This is a genomic window from Aestuariivirga sp., assembly GCF_047602625.1.
Classification (GTDB): Bacteria; Pseudomonadota; Alphaproteobacteria; order Rhizobiales; family Aestuariivirgaceae; genus Aestuariivirga.
The window spans coordinates 2,735,250-2,761,844 of sequence record NZ_JASGGV010000002.1 but is presented as its reverse complement, the minus strand read 5'-3'; the positions used below and the strand labels follow the sequence as shown (position 1 = coordinate 2,761,844).

General features: G+C 60.8%; 25 protein-coding genes. 6 read left to right on the top strand and 19 right to left on the bottom strand.

Annotation, left to right across the window (positions count from 1 at the left end; all coding sequences use genetic code 11):
* Positions 1-55: 55 nt before the first annotated feature.
* From dusA to QM694_RS18655, 18 genes are all read right to left on the bottom strand, one after another.
* Positions 56-1,057 (bottom strand): tRNA dihydrouridine(20/20a) synthase DusA, encoded by a 1,002-nt coding sequence (dusA, locus tag QM694_RS18740; protein ID WP_415008423.1) that lies wholly within the window; start codon positions 1,055-1,057, stop codon positions 56-58.
* A gap of 137 nt (positions 1,058-1,194) precedes the next feature.
* A complete protein-coding gene (locus tag QM694_RS18735) occupies positions 1,195-1,371 on the bottom strand; it encodes a hypothetical protein (protein ID WP_415008422.1) in 177 nt (58 codons plus the stop codon).
* Between the two features lie 2 nt (positions 1,372-1,373).
* On the bottom strand, positions 1,374-1,775 hold the full coding sequence (locus tag QM694_RS18730) for a hypothetical protein (RefSeq protein WP_415008421.1): 402 nt from the start codon (positions 1,773-1,775) through the stop codon (positions 1,374-1,376).
* A gap of 243 nt (positions 1,776-2,018) precedes the next feature.
* Complete coding sequence (locus QM694_RS18725; RefSeq protein WP_415008420.1) at positions 2,019-3,332, bottom strand: right-handed parallel beta-helix repeat-containing protein; 1,314 nt, start codon at positions 3,330-3,332, stop codon at positions 2,019-2,021.
* Positions 3,333-3,495: 163 nt separating this feature from the next.
* Positions 3,496-3,891: a type II toxin-antitoxin system VapC family toxin gene (locus tag QM694_RS18720; protein ID WP_415008419.1), complete on the bottom strand. Its 396-nt coding sequence runs from the start codon at positions 3,889-3,891 to the stop codon at positions 3,496-3,498.
* A complete protein-coding gene (locus QM694_RS18715; RefSeq protein WP_415008418.1) occupies positions 3,888-4,151 on the bottom strand; it encodes an antitoxin in 264 nt (87 codons plus the stop codon). Before QM694_RS18715 ends, QM694_RS18720 begins: the two co-directional genes overlap by 4 nt.
* 271 nt (positions 4,152-4,422) lie before the next feature.
* Positions 4,423-6,372, bottom strand: coding sequence for a hypothetical protein (locus QM694_RS18710; protein WP_415008417.1), 1,950 nt, complete (start codon positions 6,370-6,372; stop codon positions 4,423-4,425).
* Positions 6,372-6,791, bottom strand: coding sequence for a hypothetical protein (locus tag QM694_RS18705; protein WP_415008416.1), 420 nt, complete (start codon positions 6,789-6,791; stop codon positions 6,372-6,374). Before QM694_RS18705 ends, QM694_RS18710 begins: the two co-directional genes overlap by 1 nt.
* Before the next feature lie 55 nt (positions 6,792-6,846).
* The gene (locus tag QM694_RS18700) at positions 6,847-8,538 is read right to left on the bottom strand and encodes a flotillin family protein (protein ID WP_415008415.1); all 1,692 of its coding nucleotides are present in this window, start codon (positions 8,536-8,538) and stop codon (positions 6,847-6,849) included.
* A gap of 49 nt (positions 8,539-8,587) precedes the next feature.
* On the bottom strand, positions 8,588-9,292 hold the full coding sequence (locus QM694_RS18695) for a bacteriorhodopsin (protein WP_415008414.1): 705 nt from the start codon (positions 9,290-9,292) through the stop codon (positions 8,588-8,590).
* Positions 9,293-9,319: 27 nt separating this feature from the next.
* Positions 9,320-10,699, bottom strand: coding sequence for an ABC transporter permease (locus tag QM694_RS18690; RefSeq protein ID WP_415008413.1), 1,380 nt, complete (start codon positions 10,697-10,699; stop codon positions 9,320-9,322).
* Entirely contained in the window at positions 10,696-12,051 is a 1,356-nt protein-coding gene (locus QM694_RS18685) for an ABC transporter permease (protein WP_415008412.1), read from the bottom strand. Before QM694_RS18685 ends, QM694_RS18690 begins: the two co-directional genes overlap by 4 nt.
* Positions 12,048-12,950 (bottom strand): ATP-binding cassette domain-containing protein, encoded by a 903-nt coding sequence (locus QM694_RS18680; protein ID WP_415008664.1) that lies wholly within the window; start codon positions 12,948-12,950, stop codon positions 12,048-12,050. The genes QM694_RS18685 and QM694_RS18680 overlap by 4 nt, the downstream gene beginning before the upstream one ends.
* Positions 12,951-13,074: 124 nt before the next feature.
* A complete protein-coding gene (locus QM694_RS18675; RefSeq protein WP_415008411.1) occupies positions 13,075-13,764 on the bottom strand; it encodes an ATP-binding cassette domain-containing protein in 690 nt (229 codons plus the stop codon).
* Between the two features lie 58 nt (positions 13,765-13,822).
* Positions 13,823-14,992 (bottom strand): ABC transporter substrate-binding protein, encoded by a 1,170-nt coding sequence (locus QM694_RS18670; RefSeq protein WP_415008410.1) that lies wholly within the window; start codon positions 14,990-14,992, stop codon positions 13,823-13,825.
* A gap of 94 nt (positions 14,993-15,086) precedes the next feature.
* Positions 15,087-16,019 (bottom strand): AttM family quorum-quenching N-acyl homoserine lactonase, encoded by a 933-nt coding sequence (gene attM, locus QM694_RS18665; protein WP_415008409.1) that lies wholly within the window; start codon positions 16,017-16,019, stop codon positions 15,087-15,089.
* Between the two features lie 30 nt (positions 16,020-16,049).
* Positions 16,050-16,904: an alpha/beta fold hydrolase gene (locus QM694_RS18660; RefSeq protein ID WP_415008408.1), complete on the bottom strand. Its 855-nt coding sequence runs from the start codon at positions 16,902-16,904 to the stop codon at positions 16,050-16,052.
* Positions 16,905-16,935: 31 nt separating this feature from the next.
* On the bottom strand, positions 16,936-17,319 hold the full coding sequence (locus tag QM694_RS18655) for a hypothetical protein (protein WP_415008407.1): 384 nt from the start codon (positions 17,317-17,319) through the stop codon (positions 16,936-16,938).
* A 238-nt stretch (positions 17,320-17,557) separates the two neighbouring features.
* Here QM694_RS18655 and QM694_RS18650 point away from each other — a divergent pair, with 238 nt between their 5' ends.
* From QM694_RS18650 to QM694_RS18625, 6 genes are all read left to right on the top strand, one after another.
* On the top strand, positions 17,558-18,376 hold the full coding sequence (locus QM694_RS18650) for an IclR family transcriptional regulator (RefSeq protein WP_415008406.1): 819 nt from the start codon (positions 17,558-17,560) through the stop codon (positions 18,374-18,376).
* A gap of 143 nt (positions 18,377-18,519) precedes the next feature.
* Positions 18,520-19,647, top strand: coding sequence for a zinc-dependent alcohol dehydrogenase family protein (locus QM694_RS18645; protein ID WP_415008405.1), 1,128 nt, complete (start codon positions 18,520-18,522; stop codon positions 19,645-19,647).
* 16 nt (positions 19,648-19,663) lie between these two features.
* Positions 19,664-21,160, top strand: a complete 1,497-nt coding sequence (locus QM694_RS18640) for an aldehyde dehydrogenase (protein WP_415008404.1) — start codon at positions 19,664-19,666, stop codon at positions 21,158-21,160.
* A gap of 91 nt (positions 21,161-21,251) precedes the next feature.
* Positions 21,252-21,647, top strand: coding sequence for an META domain-containing protein (locus QM694_RS18635; protein ID WP_415008403.1), 396 nt, complete (start codon positions 21,252-21,254; stop codon positions 21,645-21,647).
* 10 nt (positions 21,648-21,657) lie between these two features.
* Positions 21,658-22,821 carry a M24 family metallopeptidase gene (locus QM694_RS18630; RefSeq protein WP_415008402.1) on the top strand — a complete coding sequence of 388 codons (1,164 nt, stop codon included), beginning with the start codon at positions 21,658-21,660 and terminating at the stop codon, positions 22,819-22,821.
* Entirely contained in the window at positions 22,821-24,146 is a 1,326-nt protein-coding gene (locus QM694_RS18625; RefSeq protein WP_415008401.1) for an NAD(P)/FAD-dependent oxidoreductase, read from the top strand. Before QM694_RS18630 ends, QM694_RS18625 begins: the two co-directional genes overlap by 1 nt.
* Here the strand turns inward: QM694_RS18625 and QM694_RS18620 are convergent.
* Positions 24,143-26,521, bottom strand: coding sequence for a transketolase (locus QM694_RS18620; protein WP_415008400.1), 2,379 nt, complete (start codon positions 26,519-26,521; stop codon positions 24,143-24,145). The genes QM694_RS18625 and QM694_RS18620 overlap by 4 nt on opposite strands.
* Positions 26,522-26,595 lie beyond the last annotated feature (74 nt).

Genomic DNA, 26,595 nt, shown 5'->3' with positions numbered 1-26,595 from the left:
GCCCGGCAGTTTCCCTGACGTCTTGTAACACAATCAAAGGGTGTTTCGCCACCCGCTATTCGGCGGCGGCGGGAAGATGGGGGGAATGGCGCTGCATTTCGGCAACAGCCCGGTCGATCACCTCCAGCCCTGCCCCCGGCCTTGTTCCCTGTTCGGAGAGCACGCGCCGCCAGTGCTTGCCGCCGGGCAGCCCGTGAAACAGGCCCAGCATGTGGCGGGTGATGTGCTGCAGCCACACGCCCTTCGCCAGTTCGGCGGCGATATAGGGCTTCATGGCCTCCACGGCTTCCACCGGATCATGCAGGCGCCCGGCCTCTCCGAAAAAGCGATGGTCCACGGCGTGAAGGATCCATGGCGTGTGATAGGCGGCGCGGCCCAGCATCACGCCGTCGGTTTGCGCCAGATGCGCCTCCGCCTGATCCAGCGTCTCGATGCCGCCGTTGATGATGACGGTCAGTTCCGGGTGGCGTCGCTTCAGGGCATAGACGCGCTCATGGTTGAGCGGCGGAATTTCGCGGTTCTCCTTGGGCGACAGGCCTTTCAGCCACGCCTTTCGCGCATGGACGATAAAAGTAGTGCAGCCGGATTGCGCCACTGTGGTGATGAAGCGCTCGAAATCCTGCTCGTCATCCTGATCGTCGATGCCGATGCGGCATTTGACTGTCACGGGAACGCGCACGGCATCGCGCATCGCACCCACGCAATCGCGCACCAGTTCCGGCTCGGCCATCAGGCAGGCGCCGAAGCGGCCGGACTGCACGCGGTCGGACGGGCAGCCGACATTGAGGTTGATCTCGCAATAGCCGAAATCCTCGCCCACCCGCGCCGCCTCGGCAAGAAGGGCCGGCTCGCTGCCGCCAAGCTGCAGAGCCACCGGCTGCTCGCCCAGGCTGAACCCCAGCAGCCGCGAGCGATCACCATGCCGCACCGCCTGCGCGGTGACCATCTCGGTATAAAGCAGCGCGCGCGACGACAGCTGACGGTGGAACATCCGGCAGTGCCGGTCCGTCCAGTCCATCATCGGGGCTACGGCGAAGGTTTTTTGCCTATTTATCAATAGAGTATCTCTATCGTGTGATGGGAATATACAGTAACATGTGAAAATTTATTGTCTTCATTTTCCGTTCGCCTGGTAACGAGCCATTGGGCGCAACATTATTCTTTTCGCCTGGAGGCGCTCCAGCATACATGCAACTAATTGTATCGGGAAGCGATTAGCTCCTCGATTTGTTTTTCAGCCTCACGAATATTTTCTACCACGCCTGTGTACTTGTTCTTTCGGGCTCGCTTCCGCACCGTTTGCAGTTGTTGCAATATTTTTCCGAGCTCCCCATGCTCTGGAAAAATATAATTGCTAGCAACCTTTTTCATGGTCAATCCACATCGCATGCAATCCTAGACGTTTCCGGATGTGCTCGCTCGCCGGGGTGTGGTTGAAGCATTTCGAGGTATAGTTCTCGCAACGCCTGCATTTCTTCGGTCGTGAGGGCCGGGATTGCCGGAGCATTGACGCTCAATGACCGAATGAATTCCTGCTCTTCCGGTGTCGGAACCTTGTAGGTGGCGAGTCCCGAAGCTTCGTAGAAAGCTTTACTCAAACACCATCGCAATTTCTCGAATACGGTTTCTCTTGCATTTTGGTGAAGTGATAAAATCATATCGGAAATGTCCGAAGCTTTCTCCCTGAGTGCCTTTTCCGGTACGAGAAAGGTCCCATCCCAATCCGGATGGTCAAGCGCCATCGCGTCCGGACTCGCCTGTCCTGACTTTTTCATTAGAAAATCCATACTTAGAGCCGTCGAGCCGAAGATGAGGCTCAATTCCGTAACGTAATGTGTTTCCTTTGACAGGCAACCAACTACAGGATGCAGTTTTGAACCTTGTTTGGTTCAAATGTATCGAAAACCCTATGAATCCAGCCGTTATTAGAGGTTGAATTTTTTTTAATGTTTTTTCGAAGCAGGCGTTGAGTGCTTGCGGCGCACCTTGCGTATCGCCTTCCCAGAAGGTGACCAGCTTCATTGAATTTGGGCCACGGCCGGATCAATCAGGTATTGGTTCCATCTGAAATTGGAAATCTTGTTGCCGATGAGCTTGTTGCCGCTTCCAGCACCTTGCTGGGCCAGAATCCCAACCTTGCCGTTCCGCCCTAGATCAATAAGGTTGTCTTTTATGGTGTTGTTTCTCGGCAATTGGGTTGTGGATCCGTTCGCAGTTATGCCGATGCCAAAGGTAGTGTTCGGCTCCCACGAATGGATAGTGTCAATTCCAGTAATCGTATTGCTCAAAATCACGTTTCCGGATGTATCTCCCACATCGGGAGAATTGGAGCCAGACAGGACGATCCCGCCCAAGCCAGCATTGGTAATCTGATTCAGTTGTACCCTGTTCTTTTTCGCACCATGGATCAACTTGATGCCGAAGTTGTAGGTGTTCCTGATCCGGTTTCGGGAAATCATGCTCGTGTTTCCGAAGTGGTCGATCCCTTCGCCCACGAAGCGAATGTCGTTGAGCACAAAATGAAGGCCCGAGGTAAGGGGCTTTACCGTATTGATGCCGTCTGTCTGATAACCAAACTTTGCCAGAAACACCGGCCCGACTGTGAGCCGCCATATCTTGTTTTGCGTGACAAAAACATTCTTTGACGGCGGATCGTCATTGTCAAATTCAATGCCGGTGATCTGCCCGTAGGTTTCGGCGTTGGTATAGACGTCGTGGATGAAGTTTTTTCGGACAACGCCTCCGGAAACTGCGCCGAGATAGACCAGCCCAAGGGACTTGCTGAAATTCGAGATGTCGTTGTTCTCAACATCAACGTCGAAGCAGTGCTTAAACGCAATCGCCTTCACGTAGCGATTGTCAACGTAGGTTTCAGGCTTGATGACGACGCCACGCACGAAGGGCTCGTCAATATAGTCGGCTCGAATTCCGACCGCGTTGGAGGCATAGCGCGTAGAGGCAGAGTTTGAGTCGTTGTCGAATTCGCCTATTCCCGTTCCCATGAGGATCGTTGAAGTGCCGTCTCCTTCTATGCCGCCGCCGTCCTTGCTGATAATCAGCGAACGCGTGATCCTGTATTGCTTGTTTGGCTCAAGATGAAGCACGCCTTGCTCATCAAGCACCTTCTGCATGTCCGCCGTATCATCAACATATGCGGTATACCCTTCATCGCTCAATGACCCTGTAGGATAGAATATCTTCACGTCATCAGCTTGCACCACGGCTGGCAATGCAGCGGCCAATACAAGAACGGCAACGGCATTCCAGAATCCCTTGGTGCAGAAAGCAGCAGTTTCGGCGACGACGCGAATGCAGCCGGGCAATTGGATCATGGGAGACTCGGAAGGAGCGATCCATGCCAAATTGAGGATGATGCCCTGTGCGAACCTTGCAATCTTGGTGCCTGCAGGGCGTCCCCAAGATCAGTCTATGGAAACATCATCCCAGGATGGGCAGAACCCGCCAGCGTGCTTAAAATACAAAATTTTTAAAATCTTACCAACTTACTGAATGCAAATCCGGCACGCGCGCAAATGCCTTGTCGCGCGTGACGAGCGTGGCATCGGCTGCCAGCGCATGCGCGGCAATCATCATGTCGAGCGGCGAAAGGATCACGCCTTTCGCTTCGCAGGCCGCGCGCAGATCGCCATAGCGCCGCGCGGCCTCATGATTCCAAGGCAGCACATCGACCCGAAAAAGGAACTGCCCGACACGTTCGGACAGAGCTTTCGGGTAGCCGCGTTTGGCAAGGCCATAGGCCAATTCGCCTTCGGTGACGGCGGAAATGGCAATATCAGTTATCGGAAGCGATGCCAGACGGTGGGTGATGTCCTGGCTGTCGCCCCTGATGACGTGGCTGGCGATATTCGTGTCCAGCATCCAAAGCGTCATTCCTTCCAGCCCTTGAATGGATCGCGGTCTTGTGGCGGCTGGTTCCGGTCAGCCGGCCCCATGAAGCCGTCCTCCACGCCGTCCTTGCCGTAAAGCGCGAAGAGACCATCCCATGACTCTGGCTTGCGCGAGAGAATGACATCGCCAGTCCGGGGATCGCGACGCACAAACACCTCGCTCCCCTCGAAGCGGAATTCCGCCGGAAGCCGGACCGCCTGACTTCGGCCCGTCGTGAAAATCTTGGCGGTTCTGGACGTCATGACATCATGCCCTTCTGGTATGTATCATGATATATATCAATTGAGTGCTGACCTCAAGGGAGGACCGCCTCCACCCAAATTGACAGAGTCAATTTCACCCGCATCGAAACAGCATGTTTTTGGCAACCAAAATGCAACGCCAGAGCATGTTTTCGCACCATTGCAGCATCAAAAAGCATCGAAAATGCAACGTTTTCTTCTCTAGGAATATGTTCCACGTGAAACATCGGCCGTGGAAATTTCCATTCCCGGCGGCAGCGATTTTTTGACCTCAGCGCCCGAACGTCCAGGCGAGGAGCGCAATGCCGGCCCCGATGGCAAGGACGATCCACACCAGCGCCGCCAGCCTGTCGGTGTTCATGCCGGGGTTGCGCTCGGGCATGCGGTAGACCTCTTCCGGCCCTTCGATCCGCTGCGTCACAGGCTTCGCAAGCTCCATGCGGTAGGCGAGGAACCAGATCATCCCCACGCCCAGCGCCCAGGCGATCATCACCCACACGATGAGCGAGGGAAGGCCGAGGATATTGCTGGCGCCCTGATCGGTGGTGCGCACGAAGGCGGCGTTGCCCATCACAAGGCCAGGCCCCACGCCGAGGAACAGCCAGGCCAGAAACACCGACCACGCCGTCGACCACAGAAGCCCGACGCGCGGCGAGCCCTGCAGCACCGCGCCCACGAACTGCGCACGCGCCTGCCAGAGCGCGCCCTGCTCGCGCTTTCGCGTGATGACGGAAATCACCAGAACCGCCAGCAGGTTGAAGAACATGCCCCACAGCGCCGAATGCATCGTCCAAGGCCAGCGGCCCCACGGCAGTTCAACGCCCACGAAGCGCAGCATCCAGTGGCCCGCATCCTCCGTCAAAATCACGCAGACCATGCCGATGATCGCTCCCGCCGCCGCCGCCTGCCGCGTGATGCCGCGCGCAAAGCAAATCCCGATCAGCGCGGGCACGAGCTGGAAGCTCAGGGGAACGCAAAGCGCCGAGAGCGCCGCTGTTGCCGCCGGCAAGGATGCGGACAGCAGCGCCGATATGACGACAAGCACCGCGATGGTGACGCGAATCAGCACGGTGGCCAGCCCGTCATCAAGGCCCTTGTGAAAGTTCCGGCGATAAATATCGGCCACCAGGATATTTGCCGCCGTGAAATGGCAGGCCGCTGCAAACACAAAGGCCAGCGACACCAGGCAGAAATAGAGCGCCGCCAGCATCCACGGCGACCAGCGCGCCAGATCAGCCATCATCGCCTCGATCACCGCCGGCTGATTGGAAGCGATGCCAAAACCGCCAGCTACCAGCGCCAGTACGAGGGTGAGCCCGCCGAACACCGCCGCCGTCACCCACGTCTGGCCCGGCGCGATGCCGCGCGTGTTGCGGCTGGCGACGACAAGCTGGTGAATGGCCGGAGACGCCTGCACCCCCATGAAGCCGATGACGGAAGAGAACACCATCATCGCGGTCCATCCGCTGCCCGATGGCGCGTCGAGCCCCAATCCGCGCGTGAACTGGATGACGCCGCTGGTGGTGAACAATGCGGCCGTGTCAGCACCTTTCGCCTCGACCGCCGCCAGCGTCGCGGCAAGCGCGCCATAGCCATTGGAGAGATAGAGCGTCAGCGCGATCAGCCCCAGAATGCCTGCCACGCCCAAGACCCCTTGCAGTGTGCCCAGATAGACAAGCCCGCGGATTCCTCCCGCCACCAGATAGGCGGCAAGCATGAAAGACAGCAGCGCCAATGAATAGAGAGGATTGAACCCGGCGCCCGAAACATCGCTGAACAGCAGCGCCATCTCCGCCAGCACCCGCCCGCCCAGCGTCAGCGCGAACAGAACGGCGATCATGGCCGAAAGCACGGAGAGCGTCTTGCTCTCGTAAAAATCTTCAAGGAAGCGCGCCTGATTGTACGATCCGAAGCGCAGGCTCAGCGCCCAGATACGCTTGAAGAACAGAACGCCGGTCAGCGGCACCACTACGCCGCCAAGGGCTATGGCCGCGAAGCCGAACCCCTGCACGGCCACGCCATCGGCGAAGTTCATGGCCAGAAACGGCCCGAAGCTGGCGGCACCAATGGTCATCACGGCCATGAAGGGCGCCGCCGCCCGCACCGGGCGCAAAAAGTTCTGAACAGGCGTTGCCTGCCGCGCGGCGATCCGCGCCCAGAACATGAGAACGGCGAGATACGCCGTTCCGAATGCGAAGAGCCAGATGAGCGGCGGCGCCATCATTCGTCCTGCCCGTCCGCGCCCCGGGTGTGGAAGCGGGAAAACATCCCGCGCACGCCGAAGCGGTGAACGAGATAGGCGAGCACGCTGACGAGGAGCACGAACATCAGGGCGCCGGCGATATATTGCCCGGTGAGCGTGGCTCCGCCCGTCATCCATCCCATCACGACGAGAGCGGCGATCACCGTTCCCGCCGCCGTGCCAAAGGCGATTTCGCCCTGCGTGAAGTCGGTTCCGAACACCGCGTTGACGATGATATGCCCGATGAAGCCCGCCACCAGAACCGCAACGCCGCTCAAGCCAAGCAGCAGGGCGTTGGCCGAGATTCCCTGGAGAACAAGGCACAGGCCAAGCGTGCCGAGCGTCATCCACACGGCGAAGACGGCGGCCCGGCGCTCGATTGTTTTCTCATTCTCCATTCAGGCCTCCGCAGCCGGGCAAGACGCGGGCTTGGCAAAGCCCGCGATGGCCCCGCTACTTGTCCTTCTTCCGCTGTGCTGGCTTTTCTTCCGGCGCCAGAGGCGGCTTCACCGCATCGGGCTGCGTGTAGACCAGCTTCGACAGGTTCTGCAGGTTTTCGATCTTGTGCACGCTGTCGCCCGACATGCCAATCTCGCCCAGCATCATGTCAACGAAGGGCGCATGGGTGCGGTAGCGGAGTGCTGAGCTCACCACCTGTTCCGCGAGGTTTCCATCCGGCGGCACGGTGTTGCCAGGTGTGCCGCCTCCACCGCCGCCATTGCCGCCGGCGGTGACACCAGCCAAGCCCTCCACCTGCACGATCTTGATCTCGCTGATCTTTTCCATCGGCTTGACGCTTTCGCGGATGATGGCGGGCAGATTTTCCATGAGGCGCTGATGAAGGCCGCTGCGGCGGCTGGCATCGGAACGCATGTTCTCCGCCTCATTGGCCCACCGCTTGCCTTCGGCCTCAACAGCGAAACGCTCCTTGAGCGCGGCCACCGCAATCCGGTCGGCATCGGCCCTGTCCTTGGCGGCGGCTTTTTCAGCCTCGGCTGCCACCTTGAGGCGGATCGCCTCGCGTTCGGCCTGCTGCTGCGCCTCTAGGATTTCGACGGCCTTGCGGCGGTTGGCGATTTCCATGTCGCGCACGGTGAGGGATTTTTCCTGTGCCTCCACTACCTTGATGCGCGCCTGCTCGGCCACCGCCAGCATTTCAGAACGCTCCTTGGCCTTTTGCGCGAGCGCAATTTCCTTCTGCTGCTCCTCGATGGCGCGCGCCTGATCGCGCTGGATTTCCAGCAACTGGATCTGCTGTTCCAGTTCGATGCGGGCGCGTTCCACGGCCTCGCGTTCCTTGATGCGGCGCTCCTCGATCTGGCGTTCACGAAGGGCGCCATCCTGCGCTACTTCGGCACGCTGCTGCGCCCGCCGCAGGGCGACTTCGCTCTCCTGCGCCAGCCTGGCATATTCGCTTTCGCGCTGCAGGTTGAGCGTGAGCTTTTCGGCTTCCAGATTCTTCTTGCGGATGGAGATGGCCGTATCCTGCTCGATGTCGTTGCGCTTCTTCTTGCGTGACTCGATCTCCTCGGTGAGGCGCGTCAGGCCCTCGGCATCGAAGGCGTTGGACGGGTTGAAGAGCTTCATGTCCGTCTGGTCGAGTGAGGTGAGCGACACGGCCTCGATCTCCAGCCCGTTGGGCGTGAGAGTCTGGCCCACCTCATGCTTAACGGCCTTGATGAAGGTGTCGCGATGCTCGTGCATCTGCTCCATGGTCATGGAGGCGGCGACGGCGCCCATGGCGTCGACGAAGCGGCCCTGCACCAGTTCCTTGAGGCTTTCCGAGTTCATGGTGCGGCTGCCCAGCGTGCGGGCGGCGGTGGCGACCGATGCGGCATCGGGGATCACGCGCACGAAGAATTCAACGATCAGCTCGACGCGCATGCGGTCCTTGGTGATGAGCGATTTCTCGCGCACCCGCTGCACTTCGAGTCGGAGCGTGTTCATGCTCACTTCCGTCCAGTCATGGATGATGGGGAGCACGAAGGCGCCGCCGCCCATCACCACCTTTTCGCCGCCGAAGCCGGTGCGCACGAAGGAAATGTCTTTGGTGGACCGCCGGTACAGCCAGTGCAGCAGATAGGCCAGCACGGCGATGATGATCGCGACGAGAATGACGATTGCAATGATATCTGCGCCGTTCATGGGGCCATATCCTTCTTGGAACAGGTCTTGGTCAGGGAGGGTTGCGCGCTCATGGCTTGTCCTCCGGGCTTTCAATCAGGGCGATCGCCAAAAGCGCCAGGCCAAAGGCGATGCGGTTGGGAAATTCAAACAGGCTGTAAGTGAGGCTGACGGCGCCGGAACTCACCACATTGCCGCTGCTGAGCAGGAACTGCACCAGCGGATAGATGGCCCAGCCGATGGCCACGATGAGCCGCAGCCAGAAATAGCCGCGGCGAAGAACGGGCATGCGGGATTTCGCCACTACTTCATCCATGCGGCCGAAAAACAGTTCTCCGAGAACATAGAGCCACAGGATGATGCCGATGAGGAAACTCAGCGTGGCGTTCATGTAGCCCGCATCACCGAGATAGCGCACCAGCACCATGAGCGCGGTGATGCCGATCATCCGCCAGAAAAGCGCCACAGAAAGCGCCCCGGCCTGGCGCACCGCGAAGTAAAGCGCCGCGATCTGCAGCGGCATCGAGACGAACCAGCAGGCGTAGAAATAATCGAGCGGCGTTGCCGCCGTGGCGATCCAGGCATTCCGCGCCTCCTGGGTGCTGAGCGCTCCTGCGAGCGCGGCAATGGCAGCCAGCAGCACCGGCAGCTTCCAGCCGCGTCTGACCCAGCCGGTTCCCACGAGAAGCAGCACCGCGGCGCAGGCCAGCGCCAGCAGGGCGGTGGAAAATCCCGCCGCCACCAGGTCTGACGCTTTCATGAAGTTTGATGACATGTGTTGCTCCGGCGCTTTCTCTCTCGATCAGATTTGGGTGCGGATGTGCGGTGAACGGGCATAGAGCGCCACCATGGGCAGGATCAGCAGCCCGAAGATGAATTGCTGCCACTCGAACTCGAGTCCCAGCCCGACGAGGAAGGACGTCAGGACCTGCAGCACGAGCACGCCGATCACCGTGAAGCCATAACCGCCATTGCCGCCGAGCAGCGAGGTTCCGCCGACGACGACGGCAGCGATGGTCATGAACAGGTAAGGATCACCCACCCCGATAAAGCCGCCGCCGCTCCAGCCCAGCAGCAATGATCCGGTGAAGGCCGAGAACGCGCCGCTGATGATATAGGCCCAGAACCAGTAGGCGCGCTCGGAGATGTTGACGCGGCTGGCCGAAACCCGGTTGACGCCAAGCGCATAGAGATACCGCCCGTAGACAGTGTAGTTCAGCCCAAAGATCAGCACGATGGCGACAACGGCCCAGATGGCGATGACGGCCGGGAAATTCATGCCGAAGGTGGTGCCGTTCATGGCGGCGATGTTGCTGAGCCACGGGGGCACCACGCCGAACACGTTGCCGCTGTAAGCAGAGCCAAGCGAGGTGATGATCTGCGTGCCGCCCGACACGGCAAAGCCCACGCCCAGCGTGACGATCAGCGCCTGCCCTTGCAGCCTGTAGCTCAGGATGCCGTTGATCAGACCCACGAGGGCGCCGCCGAGGATGATGAGGATAAAGGCCAGCCACGGCGGCACGCCAAGGCCGATGATATAGAGCAGCAGCACATTGGCGCCGCCGATGACGAAGGGAATGGAAAGATCAAGCCCGCCCAGAAGCGCCACCAGCGTTTGCCCCACGCAGGCAAGCCCAAGGAACGCCGCAAAGACCAGCATGGACTTTACGTTGTCCAGCGAGGCGAAGCCTTCGATGGTCATCGAGCCCACCGAAAAGAGCCCGGCCAGCACCATGAGGCCGATGAAGGACGAGCGGTTCTCCGCCATGTAGCGGCTGAACTTCACCGTGAGCACGATGATCGCAATGAGGATCAGCGCCGAAATGATGGAGTAGATGTTGAAGAAGCCGTCAACGGTGATCGACAGGATGGCGAAGAGCGCCGCGAAGATCAGGAAGCCGATGATCGCCAGCTTGTGCTGCGCCCAGGCGGCGCGCGCCTCGGACGGCTGCGGCACCGCACCCGCGATCGCCTCGCTCGCCTGGAACTGAACGGCCAGGAACCGCCACACCCAGACGGAAAGCGCGAGGGTCGCGACGGCGGACAGGATGATATACTGCACCGGCAGCGATTGCTGGAAGCCAAGGACGACGCCGCCCGCCGTCAGGCCGAGCGCCAGCAGCAGCCCTATCAGGCGCGTCATCAGGCCAAGGCGCGGCTGCGGTGTATATTCGATGCTCATGGCTTCACCTGAGCGCCCATCAGGCCATGAGAGATCGCATAGGCAACAAGCAGGATGAGCGCGATGACCACCACATATATGGCGGGCGAAATATCACTCTTGCCCGACCGCTGCACGAGAATGCGCAGCAGCAGCGGAATGGTGACGCCGACAAAAGCAGCCGACAGCCAATAGGTGAGAAGCGATGCGTGCCCGCCTGCGGCGAAACCCAGATCGACAGGCGTGAAGAGCTTGGGCGCCGGGCCGCTGGCAAGCTTCAGGGCAGCGTAATTATAAGTGGCGTGCAGGATCACGCCGAATGCGCCAACCGCCAGCACGACGAAATAGAGAAGCGCCGAAAACTTGTGAACATGGCGCTGTATGAACGGCAGGATGAGGGTCATCAGCAGCGAGATCACCAGGATCGCGCCATAGGAGAGCTGGGTGACGAAGCTCTGCACTGTGCCGAAATTGAAAGTCGAGAGGCAATAACTGATCAAATAGATATTGATGGCGCCCAGCAGCGAGCCCATCACACCCGCGCGCCCCCCGCCCAGCGATGCGCCACCCAGCACCAGGGCGGTCACCGCCGTCAAAGTGTAGGTGGTGCCCTGCCCCGGATCTCCCGAACTGATGAGCGAGGTGAAGCAGATCGAGGCCAGCGCCGCGAAGATGCCGGAAATCACATGCGCGCCGATGCGGACCTTGGTGATGGGAATGCCAGTCGTGAAAGCTGCCCGCTCATCCGAACCCATGAGGCGCAGATGGGTGTAGAAGGCCGTGCGCTTGAAGAGAAGCCAGAAGACCGTGGCCAACACCACGATGGCAAGGGACGGCGAGAACACGGAAGTTCCCGCGCCCCAATCCGCCATGAAATCCGGCGCGACGCCGCCCGGCCTTGGCAGGATCACCAGATTGATGCCGGACAGCGCAAGGTAGCCGCTGAGCGATACGATGATTGGCTGCACGCGCACGTAAATCACGATCAGCGCCATTACGACCTGATAGGCGATGCCGGCGAGAATGCAGTAGATAAACACGGAAATGGGAGACCCGATGAGGCCTGCGCCGACGAGTTGGATCATCGTGACGTTGATGAAGCTGATGAGCGGGCCAATAGCGAGATCAACCGTTCCCCGCCCGGCGATCACCGTGGCCATCAGCGCATAGGTGGCAAGGATGAGCGGCGCCGCCACGATACTGGCCGCGCCGATGCCAGCCGATGAAATCAGCATGGGCGAACGAATGACGGCCATGATCAGCAGCGCGAACATGAGCGTGATCGGCATCAGCAGTTCGACGCTGGACGTGCCGCCGCGCGCCGGACGGGATTCGGCCTCCTGCGCGGGAAGGATGAGTGCTTCCGCCGTCATCGCGCACTCCGCGACACGACTTCGCCGTTTTGCCCATATTCAACCACGCGGATGTGGCGGCGCTCCGGAACAGGAACGGGCGATTCCACCAGCCGGATCGGCGGGCGCGGTGTTTCTTCCTCAGACGGGAACATCTCCGGCTTTTTATGTTGCAGGGTGCCGGCACCCTTCTGCCCAAACATCGCTTCCAGAATGCACCGGCCGTCCAGCGTCTCGCCGTCGAAAGACGCAAAGGGGCTGCCATGGCGAAACACGATCACCCGCGTGGCAAAGCCCATGAATTCCTCAAGCTCGCTCGACATATAGACAACGGATTTGCCGCTTACGGCAAAGGCCCGCAGATGCTTATAGAGTTCCGACTTGGCGCCCACATCGATGCCGCGCGCCGGATCGTTCAGCACCATGATATTGGGTCGCATGGCGAAGCCCCGGCCGATCAGCACCTTCTGCTGATTTCCGCCGGAAAGCGAGGTGATGCGGTCTCCTTTGTCGCCATATTTGATGAGCAGGTTCTCCGCGCCGCGCCGGAACGCGGTGGCAAGCGCGGTCCAGTCGATGATGCCGAGCTTTCCGCCATGGGTGCGCTGGCGGTAAAGCGGCATCACCATGTTCTCGAAAATGCTGAGCGAGGCAAAAATGCCTTCGCGCTTGCGGTCGCCCGACACATAGGTGACTTTCGAGTCCGACGCCGCCGACAATCCGTCGATGAGTTCGCTCTTGCCGTCCGGCTTGAAGACCTCGACGAAACCCGAAAGCGGCGGCTGGACACCGGCCAGAGTTTTCACGAATTCGCTTTGCCCCTGCCCGTCTAGCCCGACGACGCCAACCACTTCGCCCTTGAGCAGTTCGAAATCGAACGGCGCGCCAGCCGGCCAGACCACCAGATTTTTCCCGCGCATGATGACCTCGCGCGCTTCGGGGCGCGGCGGCTTCTGGTCATGCGAAGTCTTGGCGTGATCACTGCCGGACATCAGCGAAAGAAGATTGGCTTCGGTGATCTGGCCCTTCTCGAGCACGCCGACATCACGGCCATCTCGCAGCACGGTGGCTCGGTCGGAGATTTCGATGAGTTCGGCAATGCGGTGCGTGACGATGAGGATGGTGGTGCCGGCATCGCGCATCTCGCGCATCTTGGCGAACAGGCGGCGCGTGCTGTCGAGATCGAGCGCCGCTGAGGATTTCATCGAGAATGAGGATTTTCGGATTCGCCAGCATGGCGCGGGCGATGGTGATCCACTGTTTGATATTCAGCGGCAACGTGCCCGCCAGCGCCAGGGGATCGACGGCTTCGCCGGACAGTTCGCGCATCATGCGCGCCGCGCGTTCAATCTTTTCGTCCCAGGGAATGACGTTGGAGAACAGGTCGTCGGCGCCCATGAAGAGATTGTCGACGACACTGCATTCATCCGCCACCAGCACTTCCTGAAACACGGTGGCGATGCCGATGGCTCGGGATTCTGCCGGCGTGGTGGGCGTCTCGCCAAGAATCGACACCGTACCGGAGTCAATCTCGAGAACGCCGGAGACAACCTTGGCCATGGTGCTCTTGCCGCAGCCATTGCCACCGACGACCGCGTGGATCTCGCCCGCCACGGCGGAGAAGGAGCAGCCGTCCAGCGCGCGTGTGGGGCCAAAATACTTCTTCACATTGGAAACCGCGATGGTGACGGGCTTCCCCTGCGAAGATGTTTCGATGGCCGCTTCACGCTTCACTGTGCTGTTCCGGAGAGACATGCCGCCCGGCTTTCGCCGGACGGCACATGATCAGTGATCAGGGCTTGTAAGCCGCCGGATCGGCGGGATGCACGAAGAACTGGTCGAGCACCGGTCCGCCCCACTTGTCGGAGCCGACCGCCAGCCATTCCTGGCTGTTCTCGTCGCAGTTTTCCGGCACCAGCTTCATGATGTCGTCGTGGGTGAGCTTCACCGGCGCCATCAGCACCGACTGCACCTTCGGACCCTGGCCTTCAAGCGTGCGCATCATCAGACCCCACGCCATTTCCATTTCGTCCTTGGGCGGCCAGCCCTGAATCGCCACGTCGATCAGCTCAGGATTTTTCCGCCAGGTGCAAAGCGCCCCAAGCTCGCCGCCAATGGCGACCTTGATGCCCTTGCGGCCGGACTGCGCCAGCGCGCGCAGCACGCCCATTTCAGCGGCGGACTGGACGACGATGCCGTCAAGCTTGCCGGGGTGCGTGGCGAGCCACTTCTGCACTTCGCCCTGCGCCACCTGGTCCGTCCACATGCCGGCGATGGAACCTACCACCTTGATGCCGGGCGCCGACGCAAGGCCCGCCTTCACGCCGCGGTCCTGGCTGTCGGACGTCGACGTTCCGGGAATGCCTTCGACGACAAGCACATTGCCCTTGCCGCCCAGCGCATCGGCCATCGACTTGCCGATCTCGAATCCCGTCACCTGATAGTTGGACGAGGTGTTGATCGAATATTCCGACGTCGCGTAGCCGGTGAACGTGACGACCGGTACACCCTTGTCATAGGCATATTTGATCGTCTGGTTCAGGGCGGTGGGGTTCGAGCAGCAGATGATCAGGCCATCAACGCCCTGGTCGATCAACTGGCGCATCTGCTGGATCTGCGTCGAGTCGTTGAGATTCGACTGCGTGACGATGATGTCCTTCACGAGACCCAGCTTCTGCCACTGGGGAACGATGTTCTTCAGCAGATGGTCAAGCGCGTTGGCGCGCCAGGTATTGCCGGCGTAGGAACTGGCATAGCCGATGAGCCAAGGGCCCTTCTTCGCCTTGAAGGTGCGATAGGGGCTGGGGCCGATCGGCTGCGCCGGATCGATCATGTCCTTGTTGTAGAGCTGCTTCACGAGGTCCGGGCTCAATTCGTCAAGCCCGTCCGCCTTGGCCTGGCCGGCCAGGGCGGCAAGGCTGACCACGCAGGCTACCGCCATCGATTTCAAACTGAATTTCATTCTCTTTCCTCCCGTTGGTCTTGACCGTCTTGAATCCCGCTTTGGGCCGGGGTTGTGGGGCGGTTTCATCCGCGCTTCCGGCGCGGAATTTTGCTTAGTCGTAAAAAGAGTCAGGCGCCTTGCGGAAATTCTTCCACAGGACGGGGTCATGGCCGGTCACCACTTGGGCGCCGGTCATCTCGGCGACGCGGCGCAGCTTGGCGACGGAATGCGCAGATTCGACCGCTGATGTCAGGAAGCCAGGCAGCGCCTTGTCGTTCCAGTGATCTATTGTGTAAGCCGCATCGACGGTGAGCAGGATGGGGCCTGAATTCGGCAGCGTAATCAGGAACGACTGGTGCCCCGGCGAATGGCCAGGCGTGAAGATCATGCGGATCACCCCATCGCCAAAAAGATCGAAATTGTCGGTGTATTCACCACCGAGGAATTTCCAGTCGAGGCCCGGCCGGTCGAAATCGGCGCGGATATAACCCGCCGCCGCGAACCAGTCCGGCTTGAAAGCATATTCATATTCAATACTCTGCACGATGTGCTGGGCGCGCGGGAACCGGCCAATGGCGCCGGAATGATCAAGATGCAGATGCGACTGCACGACATAGCGCACGTCATGCGGCTCAACGCCCACAGAACGGCACTGGTCGACGCAATTGTCGCGGATGTTCATGATGGGGTCATAGGCATCCACCACATGGCCCCAGTGGGCGCGCGGATCGATCGCCGCCTCGATGGCATTGCCGCCGTCGATCACCACATTGCCGAGCGGATGCTTGATGAGGAACCACGGCACGGGGATTTCGTAGTCCTCGTCGCTGAAGTTCATCTTGATGTATTTGAGCTTGGTGCGCAGCGTTCCGGTCTGGAACATATAGAGCTTGATGTCGGAATTGCCGCGCCCGCTGGTGACGCTCCTTGCCGGGGCGAGCGTGAACGGCCGCGGGGCGAGATGACTTTGCGTTCCGGCCGGAGTAACCGACCGGCTGTCCATCTCGACCTGCCGCCCCTTTTCGTCAAAGCTTACGATTTTCATATCTAATCTCGCGTTTCCTTGGGGCGTTCGTCAGGCCGAGGCCTTGCGATCGATGATCTTCAGGGCTTCGATGAGATAGGTGCGGAACACCGGGTAATTTTCGCTCATGGGGAAATGCCCGATGTCTTCCATTTCGATATAGATGCCGCCGGGAATTTTGCTGGCCGTGGCTTCGGTGGCCTCGGGCGGGGTGAGATAGTCATAGGTTCCCGTCATCATCACCACCGGGCAGCGCCGTGTATCGATATTCTGCAGATCGTTCCGGAGATCATGATCGACGGAATAGAAATAGAGATCGCCGCGGAAGGCCTCTGAACCTTGCGTGTAATAATGCCAGGTCAGCCAGCGGTCGCGGTCTGGGCTTTGCGGCGCCATTAGATCCCACACGCCGCTGGCGCAGACCTGCGCGGCATTGGCATGGGGATGACGCCACCATTCGAGGAAAAAGCCCGGTGCGTGCGCGGCGGCTTCAACCGGGATCACGGCGCGGAATCGGTCTGGATAATGCAGCGCCAGTTGCAGCGCGACGTTGCCGCCGAAGGAGGAACCCATGAAGATCGGCTTCTCAAGCTCCAGCGCATCGCAGAACTTGACGATGAATTTCATGTAGTGATCGGCGGTGAGGCGGTATTCCTCTTTCCACCATTCCTTGTTGAGCGGCGGATCGGACTTGCCATGGCGCGCAAGGTCGTAGGCAATCACGTCATATTTGGCGGTGATGTCGGAATCTTCCAGAAGGTCGCGCCACTGATGATTGTGGCAGCCTGCCGTGTGCTGGCACACCAGCGGCTGGCCCCTGCCGTTGCGCAGGTAGAACACCTTGTACTCGCAGCCATCGACATCGATCGTCACGTAGCGGCCGATGACCGGGGAATGCTTCACCATTTGAAATCATCCTTGTGCATCGGGGCCGCCATCACACCGGCACGCCGGTCTTGCGCAGCAGTTCGAACTGCAGCGTGATGTTGCGGAGGTTCTGCATCAAAACCAGCGTATTGCCCTCGATCTTGAGATCCTTGCGGAAGGAGGCGGCCCAGATTCCATGATACATGGGCTTGGGCACCGGCCTTGCGAACTCGCGCCATGTCTCGGCGGAGGCCCTGAGCGCGAAGTCATAGGCGTCCATGGGTCCGGGGCTGATGTTGATGCGGTAGACCTTGCCGTCAACCATCTCGATGATGGCCTTCTCGGAGCCCATGTCATAGAGATAGGTGCAGGTGAAATCCTTCGCCATGGCCCCAATGGCGGGATCGCCGTCCGAGGCCTCGCCAAAGCGCACAGCCCACTCATTCATCCGCATCGTCATCTCTTCCTGAGCACAAGCCCAGGCGCGAAGCAGGAAAAACCGCGCTTTCAGGGCGCGATTTCAATCAAACCACAATTGCGGAGGCTGATCCTGTTTCCACCCATTGCCTGCAGTTCATTTAGCTGAACTTTGTCTTGTAAGCTGAACCATAATTGAGCTATGCATTGGAAGTCAAGACTTGAGGCAGATGCCAGCCAAAAAAACAACGGCATCGCCGACAATGGGACAGGAAATGCCGAAAGCCATCCACGCCACAAAGCGCGCGCCACGGAAGAAACAGGCCGCCGCCCTCGTGCCGGCGCTCACCCGCGGCGCTGCGATTCTCGATTTCATCGCCGAGTCGAAACAGCCTGTAACAGCCCAGCAAATCGCCGACGCGCTGGATCTGCCCAAAAGCAGTGCACATAATTTGTGCGCCACGCTGCTCGAGCTGAATCTCATTTTCCGCAAGGCCGACCAGACCTACACGATCGGCCCGCATGTGATGCGCTGGGCGAATGTGTTTCAGCAGCGGAGCGACGTTGCGGCGGAGTTTGCGAATATCTGGGATGAAAGCACCGGCCTGCCGGGCGCTACGATCGCGCTTTCGGTGCGCGATGGCGCCGAGATTGTTTATGTTGCGACGCGCAATTCCGGGCGCACGCCGGGGATGAACTTCCGCATCGGCATGCGGCTTCCCGCTGCATTTACGGCAACCGGCAAGGCGCTTCTCTCGCATTTGCCCGATGCCCGTATCGCTGAACTGTTTGAAAATGGCTTTCCCAAACCCCTCACCCGCTATTCCGTGCAAACGCTAGAGCGGCTGATGACCGATGTGCGGAAATACCGGAAGGACGGCTATTCCATCGACAATCAGGAAACCAGCGAAGGCATGATCTGTTTCGGAAGCGCGGTTCTCGATTCGGGCAATCATCCCATTGCCGCCATTGCGGTAAGCATTCCCGCCAGCGATCCGATTCTCAAGAACCGCGATACGGTGATCGCCGGTGTGAAGGATTTTGCCGGGCGCATTTCAAGGCGGCTCGGCGCCACGCTCGAGGAGCCGCAATAACATGGCGATATGGCCTGTAGCGTTTTTTGATAGTTTGAATTTCACATCGCGGGGTTTCTAGTGGCAGCGCGCAAAACCTCGCAGCAACGGGAACACGGGCCGCTTTCCGACAGCGCGCCTGCGCAACGAGGGAGGAAACGAACATGAAAATCCAGGCAGCGGTACTTGAGGAAATGGGCCGCCCCGGCCCTTACGCCAAAGCCAAACCCATGGTGGTGCAGGAGCTTGACCTTGAGGCTCCCCGCTCTGGTGAAATTCTGCTGCGCATCGTCGCCGCGGGCCTCTGCCATTCCGATCTTTCCGTCATCAACGGCGACCGCCCGCGCCCCGTGCCGATGGTGTTGGGCCATGAGGCAGCGGGCATCGTGGAGGCTGTCGGCCCCGACGTGCACTCGCTCAAGGTTGGCGATCACGTCGTCTGCGTGTTCGTGCCGACCTGCGGCCATTGCTCGCCCTGCCAGCAGGGCCGTCCGGCGCTCTGCGAAAACGGTGCGAAATCAAATGGCGCGGGCGAGATGTTGGCGGGCGGCTTCCGCTTGAGCCGTAAGGGCGAGCGCGTGTTCCACCATTGCGGCGTCTCGGGCTTCGCAGATCATGCCGTTGTGTCGCAGCATTCGGTTGTGAAGGTCGACAAGGAACTGCCGCTGCATATCGCGGCCCTTATGGGCTGCGCCGTGCTGACGGGAGCGGGCGCCATCTTCAACACCGGCAGCGTTCATCCCGGCGCCACCACCGCCGTTGTGGGGCTGGGCGGCGTGGGCCTTGCCGCCATTCTGGGCGCGGTGGCGAGCGGCGCCGAGCGTATCGTCGCAGTTGATACGCTCGATTCAAAGCTCGCCTTCGCAAAGGAATTGGGCGCCACCGATACGTTCAATGCCGCCGATCCCGATGTCACCGCCAAGGTGCGCGAGGCGACCAAGGGCGGCGTCGATGCGGCGCTTGAATTCGCAGGCTCGGCGCGGGCGCTTGAATTTTCCTATTCGATCACCCGGCGCGGCGGCACCACGGTAACAGCCGGGCTTCCCAACCCCAAGGCAATGATGCAGCTCGCTCCTGTCACGTTGGTGGCGGAAGAGCGCACCCTCAAGGGTTCCTATCTCGGATCGGGCGTGCCCACGCGCGATATCCCGCGCTTCCTCGGCCTTTACAACCGCGGCAAGCTGCCGGTGGACAAGCTGATGACGCATCGCCTCAAGCTTGGCGAAATCAATGAAGGCTTTGACCGTCTGCATGAGGGTCAGGCCATCCGGCAGATCATCGATTTCGCCTGAGACAACGGAGCTTTTCATGCCGCGCCAGCCCGCCACCAAGACCTATCAATGCTTCATCGGCGGCGAATGGGTGAATGCCTCGACCGGCGAGAGTTTCGACTCCTTCGATCCTTTCACCGGCAAACCCTGGGCGCGCATTCCCAAATGCGCCCCTGCTGATGTGGACCGCGCGGTCGAGGCCGCGCGGCGCGCCCTGGAGCACGGCGCATGGGCGGCCATGCATCCCTCCCAGCGCGGGCAATTGATGCGGCGCTTCGCCGATCTGATCGCACGGGACGCGGATCATCTGGCGGCCATCGAGGTGCAGGACAATGGCAAGCTGATCGCCGAAATGCGCGGTCAGGTGGGCTATATCCCGCAATGGTATCACTACTTCGGCGGCCTTGCGGACAAGATCGAGGGCGGCGTGCTGCCGATCGACAAGCCCGACATGTTTGCCTACACGCGGCATGAGCCGGTGGGCGTGGTGGCGGCCATCACGCCATGGAACTCTCCCCTCCTCCTCACCACATGGAAATTGGCGCCTGCCCTCGCGGCGGGCTGCACGCTGGTGCTGAAGCCATCGGAATTCACCTCCGCCTCAACGCTCGAACTCATGAAGCTGGTTGAGGAGGCAGGGTTTCCGCCCGGCGTCATCAATGTGGTGACGGGATTTGGCGCCGATGTGGGCGAGGCTTTGACCACCCACAAAGGCGTCGACAAGATCGCCTTCACCGGTGGCGAAGCCAGTGGCCGCCACATCGCGCAAAATGCCATGGCGGGTTTCAAGCGCGTCAGCCTCGAACTGGGCGGCAAGTCGGCGCAGGTGATTTTCCCCGATGCCGACATCGGCAACGCCGTGAAGGGCGTCGTCTCCGGCATCTTCGCGGCAACCGGGCAGACCTGCATCGCAGGTTCGCGCGTGCTGGTGCATGAAAGCGTTCATGACCAGTTTCTGGAGCAATTCCTGGCGCTGGCGAAAACGGCGCAGATGGGCGATCCCATGGAGCGCACCACGCAGGTGGGCCCGGTGACAACGCAGTCGCAATTCAAGCGCATCCTCTCCTGTATCGACATGGCGAAGACGGAAGGTGCCGAATGCGTGATGGGCGGGGTTCCCTCCACCAGGCCCGAGTGCGGCGACGGCTGGTTCATCGAGCCGACGGTTTTCGACCGGGTGAAGAACTCCATGCGCATCGCGCAGGAAGAAGTGTTCGGGCCTGTGCTGTCCGTCATCACTTTTAAGGAAGATGACGAAGCTTATGCTCTGGCCAACGATACGAATTATGGCCTGGCCGCCGGCATATGGACGGCAAGCCAGCGCCGCGCCTTCACGGCAGCAAAGCGGCTGAAAGCCGGCACGGTGTGGACAAACTGCTACCGCGCCGTGAGCTATATGGCGCCCTTCGGCGGCATCAAGCATTCGGGCCTTGGCCGCGAAAGCGGGCAGGATGCGATCTATGACTTCCTCGAAACCAAATGCGTATGGATGGACTATGGCCCCGCGCAAGCCAATCCCTTCGTGATGCGCTGACGCCCAACGCGACGCCAGCCTAACGCCCGCGCCATTTGAAGCAGCTGGCGATGCTGTCTATAACGGTCCTCCGAAGCGTGAGGATCAAATCATGAATAAAGTTCGGACTATCAGTGCGGCGATGTTCTTCGTTTCTGCTCTGGCATGTCAGGCTGCAGAAGCACCAAAGCTTGACGGTGAATGGCATATCATGTCGGTGACGGGAGCTGACGGCATCGACAGTGGCAAAGCGGTGCTCAAATTCGATGGTGGCCATGCCTCCGGCACCATCGGCTGCAACCGTATCGCCGGCGGCTATAAGTCATCCGGCGACACCTTCACCTTCGGCGCCATGGCGGCGACGATGATGGCCTGTCCGCCGCCACTGGACATGCAGGAGCAGGCTTTTCTCAAGGCATTGGAGAACGTGAAGACCGTTGCGATCAAAGGCGATGAGGCAGCACTGAAATCCGGTGACGGCGCCACACTTATCGAACTGAAGCGTTAGGACAAATAATATGCTGGAAAAATTCGCAGCCTTCAGCGAGGCGGAGCACAGGGCGCGGCTGGCGCAGGTGCGCGCGCTGATGAAGGACAAGGGCATTCACTGCGCCATCAGCATCGCGCCGGAGTCGCACTACTATTATGGCGGCTATGACTCCTGGGTCAGCGTCAACAGCCCGCAGGCGCTGATCTTCACGGCGGACGATGACGCGCCCACCATCGTGCTGCGCGACACCGATCTGTCGCTCGCTTATGAAAGCACATGGGTGCGCGATATCCGCCCCTACCGCCTGATGTTCGACAATGTGGCTTCGGCCATTGCATCGGTGGCGAAAGAAAAAGGCGCCACGCGCGGCAAGATTGGCATTGAGACGCAAAGCTATGCGCTGCCGCACGCATTGGGCCTGGCGCTGGCTGAGCAATTGAAACCTGCGGAGATCGTCGACACCACAACTCTCATGGGCCTGCCGAGACTCGTCAAATCTCCGGCGGAATTCGCGTATCTGCGCGAGGCTGCGCAACATGCGAGCGCGGGCCTTAGCGCCATGCGCAAGACGATGCGCGCGGGAATTACGGAAATTGCGCTTGCCGCCGAAATTGAACACGCGATGCGCTTTTCAGGCAGCGATTACTGGTCGATCCCCACCGAGCTTTCGGGCGGCACGCGTTCGGCCGGCGGCCACGCCACGCCACGCAGCAGGATCATCAAGAGCGGCGATCTCGTGCATGCGGAATTCGCAGGCGTTTCGGCGCGCTATCACACCACAGCCATCCACACCATGGCGGCAGGTGAACCCACAGCGCGCGCACGCAAGGTTTATGAGGTGGCGCGGCAGAGTCTCGCCGCCGGGATATCGGCGGCGGGCGATGGTGTTGCGGTGGGCGACATCGAAGAAGCGTCGCTGGAGCCGGTACGCTCGGCAAATATGGAGGATGCCGCCGTAATGCGCTTTGGCTATGGCATCGGCATTGCCTATCCGCCGATCTGGCTGGAGCCTTTGCAGATCAGCCGCGGGCCGAACCAGCGCCTGCAGAAAGGCATGGTGTTCGTGCTGCATTCCTATCTGCAATTTCCCGATGAAGGCCTCGGTGTGATCCAGGGGGGCACCTATGCGCTAACGGACAAGGGCGTGGAGATGCTCATTGGTAGCGGCGACACGCCGCTTGAGGTGGCGTGATGCCGGTCGAGATCGGCAAGGTCGAGAGCGATACGCAGATTCCCGCCGAGACGGATGTGGTGGTGATCGGAGGTGGCATCATTGGCGCATCTACCGCCTATTTTCTCGCCGAAGCGGGACAGAGGGTGGTGCTGTGCGAAAAGGGCGTGATCGCGGGCGAGCAATCGAGCCGCAACTGGGGCTGGTGCCGCTCCATGGGGCGCGACCCGCGCGAAATTCCGCTGATGCTTGAAAGCCTGTCGATCTGGCGCGGGCTGAACCGCAGGCTAAATGATGAAACCGGATTTCGCCAGACCGGCACGCTCTACATCTGCCCCGATGACGAGGCCTTTGCGAAGCGCGAGGCGTGGCTTCCCTATGCGAAAGAGCATGGCATTTCCTCGGTGCTGTTGCGTGGGTCCGAGGTCAACAAGGTTCTCACGGGTGCTGTGCCGGAGTGGAAGGGCGCGCTTCACACGCCGGCCGACGGGGTAGCGGAACCCAGCCTTGCGGCTCCGGCGATCGCGCGCGCGGCGCAGAGGCTAGGCGCCATTGTCCTGCAGAACTGCGCGGTGCGCGGACTGGACATGCAGGCGGGCCGCGTGGCGGGGGTGGTGACCGAGAAAGGGCGCATCCGCGCCAGCCGCGTGGTGCTGGCGGGCGGCGCATGGTCCAACCTGTTTGCCGGAACGGCTGGCGTGCGTTTTCCGCAGTTGAAGGTGCTGGCCTCAGTTCTGCGCACCGGCCAAACATCGGAAGGCCCCGCCATCGCAGCATGGGGACCGGGCCTCGCGCTGCGGAAGCGCCTTGATGGCGGCTATACGGTGTCGAGCGGTTCGGTGATCGCGCCCATCGTGCCTGACAGTTTCAAGTTCTTCTCCGATTTCCTCCCGGTGCTGAAACAGGAGTGGTCCGGACTCTCGCTGCGCTTCGGGCGCGATTTCTTCGACGAATGGGCGCTTACGCGGCGCTGGGCGCTTGATGCCGTGTCGCCGTTCGAGAAAGTTCGGACACTTGATCCCGCACCATCCGCCTCATCCATCGCGCTGGCGCGGCGCAATCTGGAAGAGACATTCCCGGCCTTCCGTTCCGTGCCCACGGCGGCCAGTTGGGGCGGGATGATCGACGCGACGCCCGATCTGGTGCCGGTGATCTCGGAGATTTCCTCCGTACCCGGATTGATTCTTTCATCGGGCTATTCCGGCCACGGCTTTGGCATCGGTCCAGGCGCGGGGCGGCTGACGGCGGATATCGCGGCAGGGAAAACGCCAGTGGTTGATCCAACGCCATTCCGCTTCTCGCGCTTCACCGACGGCAGCAATCCCAGGCCGTTGACGGGTTTCTAAATCCGTTCGGAAATTGGTTGCCCGTCCACCAGCGCCGATGCGGCCTTGACGATGCTGGCCGCGTCTATGCCGTGATGGCGGTAAAGATCGCCGATCGATGCGGATTGTCCGAAATGCTCAACGCCCAGCGCGATGGTGCGATGGCCACGTACCGATCCAAGCCAGGCCAGCGTGGCGGGATGCGCGTCGGTCACGGTGAGAATCGTGCAGTCACGCGGAACATCGGCCATCAACCGGTCCGCAAGGCTTGCCCCGCTTGGCGATCCGCGCATGCGCGCGCGCTGCGCGGCGGTCCATCCGGCATTCAGGCGGTCTGCCGAGGTGATGGCCAGCACGCCCACATCGCGCCGCGCCTCGCCGATCATGGCCGCGGCGGACACCGCTTCCGGCGCGATCACGCCCTGATAGGCGATCACCACCTCCGCATTGGGGCCCGGACGGCGCAACCAATATGCGCCTTCAATGACGCCTCGCGTGAAAGCAGGATTGTCTCTCCATACCGGCTGCTCCAGCGGGCGCGTGGAGAGCCTCAGATACACAGAGCCGCCGGTTTCATCGCGCAGCCAGCTTTTCTCACCCGGATCATGCTCGCCGCCGCGCTGCAGATAATCGAAAGACCAGGCCACTATGGCGGCCAGTTCGTCGGCAAAGGCCGGCTCAAAACTGGCAAGGCCATCCTGCGCCATGCCGATCAGCGATGTCCCGATCGACTGATGCGCGCCACCCTCGGGCGCCAGCGTAATCCCGGACGGCGTGCCCGCGATGATGAAGCGCGCATCCTGATAGCAGGCGTAATTCAGCGCATCGAGGCCGCGCGCGATGAAGGGATCATAGACAGTGCCTATGGGAATGAGCCGTTCACCGAAATGGCTGTGCGCCAGCCCCGCCGCGCCCAGCGCTAAAAACAGATTCATTTCCGCAATGCCCAGCTCGATGTGCTGCCCTTGCGGCGAGAAAGCCCATTTCTGCATCGAGGGAAGCGAGCGGTCGCGGAATGTATCCGCGCGCGCATCACGGGCAAACAGGCCGCGCCGGTTTACCCATGCTCCGAGATTCGTTGAGACGGTGACATCGGGCGACATGGTGACGATGCGATCCGCCAGCGCCCCGCCCTGCCGCGCGATCTCATCGAGGATGCGGCCGAACGCCGCTTGCGTGGAGATCGTCCGTTCACTGAGTTTTATGGGAGCGGCTCCAGGCACATGAGGGGCGGACCTCCGGCGCTGGACTTCGTCAAAGAACGGCACGCGCTTCAGAAAGTCCGTGAAGGAGGCCGCATCTTCAACAGCCGCGAGGGGATCCCATTCCTCGCCCTCGGGAACGCCCAGTTCACCACGCAGGCTTTCGATCTGTTGCGGCGTCATCAGCCCGGCGTGATTGTCCTTGTGGCCGGCGAGCGGCGTGCCCCAACCTTTCACCGTATAGGCAAGGAATACCGTCGGCCTATCATCCCTCACCTTGTCAAACGTGTCGCACAGCGTCTCAAGACAATGACCGCCGAGATTGGCCATCAAGGTAGCAAGTTCGGCATCGGACCGGCGCGCAATCAGAGATACTGTTTCCGCATCGCCGCCAAGATCAGCCAGAAGCTGGGTTCGCCAAGCGGCACCTCCCTGATAAAGAAGTGCGGAATAAAGCGCATTGGGACAGGTTTCGATCCAGTCCATGAGCGCCGCACCACCAGGCTCTTCAAAAGCTGCGCGCTGCAGGGCGCCATGCTTCACGCGCACGACGCGCCAACCGAACGCTTCAAAGACGGATTCAATGCGCTGCCACAGGCCCTCATGCACCACGCCATCAAGACTCTGGCGGTTGTAATCGATCACCCACCAAACGTTACGCAGATCGTGCTTCCAGCCCTCCTGCAAACATTCATAGACGTTGCCCTCGTCAAGTTCCGCATCACCGACCAATGCCACCATGCGGCCCGTCCCGTCGTTGCCCCATCCATGCGCCGCGACATAATCCTGCATGATCGAGGAGAAACATGTGATCGCCACGCCAAGGCCGACAGAGCCTGTTGAAAAATCAACATCGTCCACATCCTTGGTGCGGCTGGGATAGGCCTGCGCGCCGCCAAAAGCGCGGAAGTCCATGATCTTCTGCAGCGGCAGGCGGCCCATCAGATATTGCGCGGCATGAAACACGGGCGCGGCATGCGGCTTCACAGCCACGCGGTCTTGTGGGCGGAGCGCGTGAAAATAAAGAGCGGTGAGAATCGACACGGCGGAGGCGCAGGAGGCCTGATGGCCACCCACCTTCACGTCCCCCTCCTCCTTTGGCCTCAGGTGATTGGCATTGTGAATCATCCACGACGCCAGCCAGAGCAGCCGCTTTTCAACAGTCGCCAGCGGAAGCGTGTCATTGCGGATCATCGCCGGGGTCCTTTCACATGATCGACCATGCCATGCCAAACGGCACAGGTGTTGTCGAATCTCATTGCTGCGAT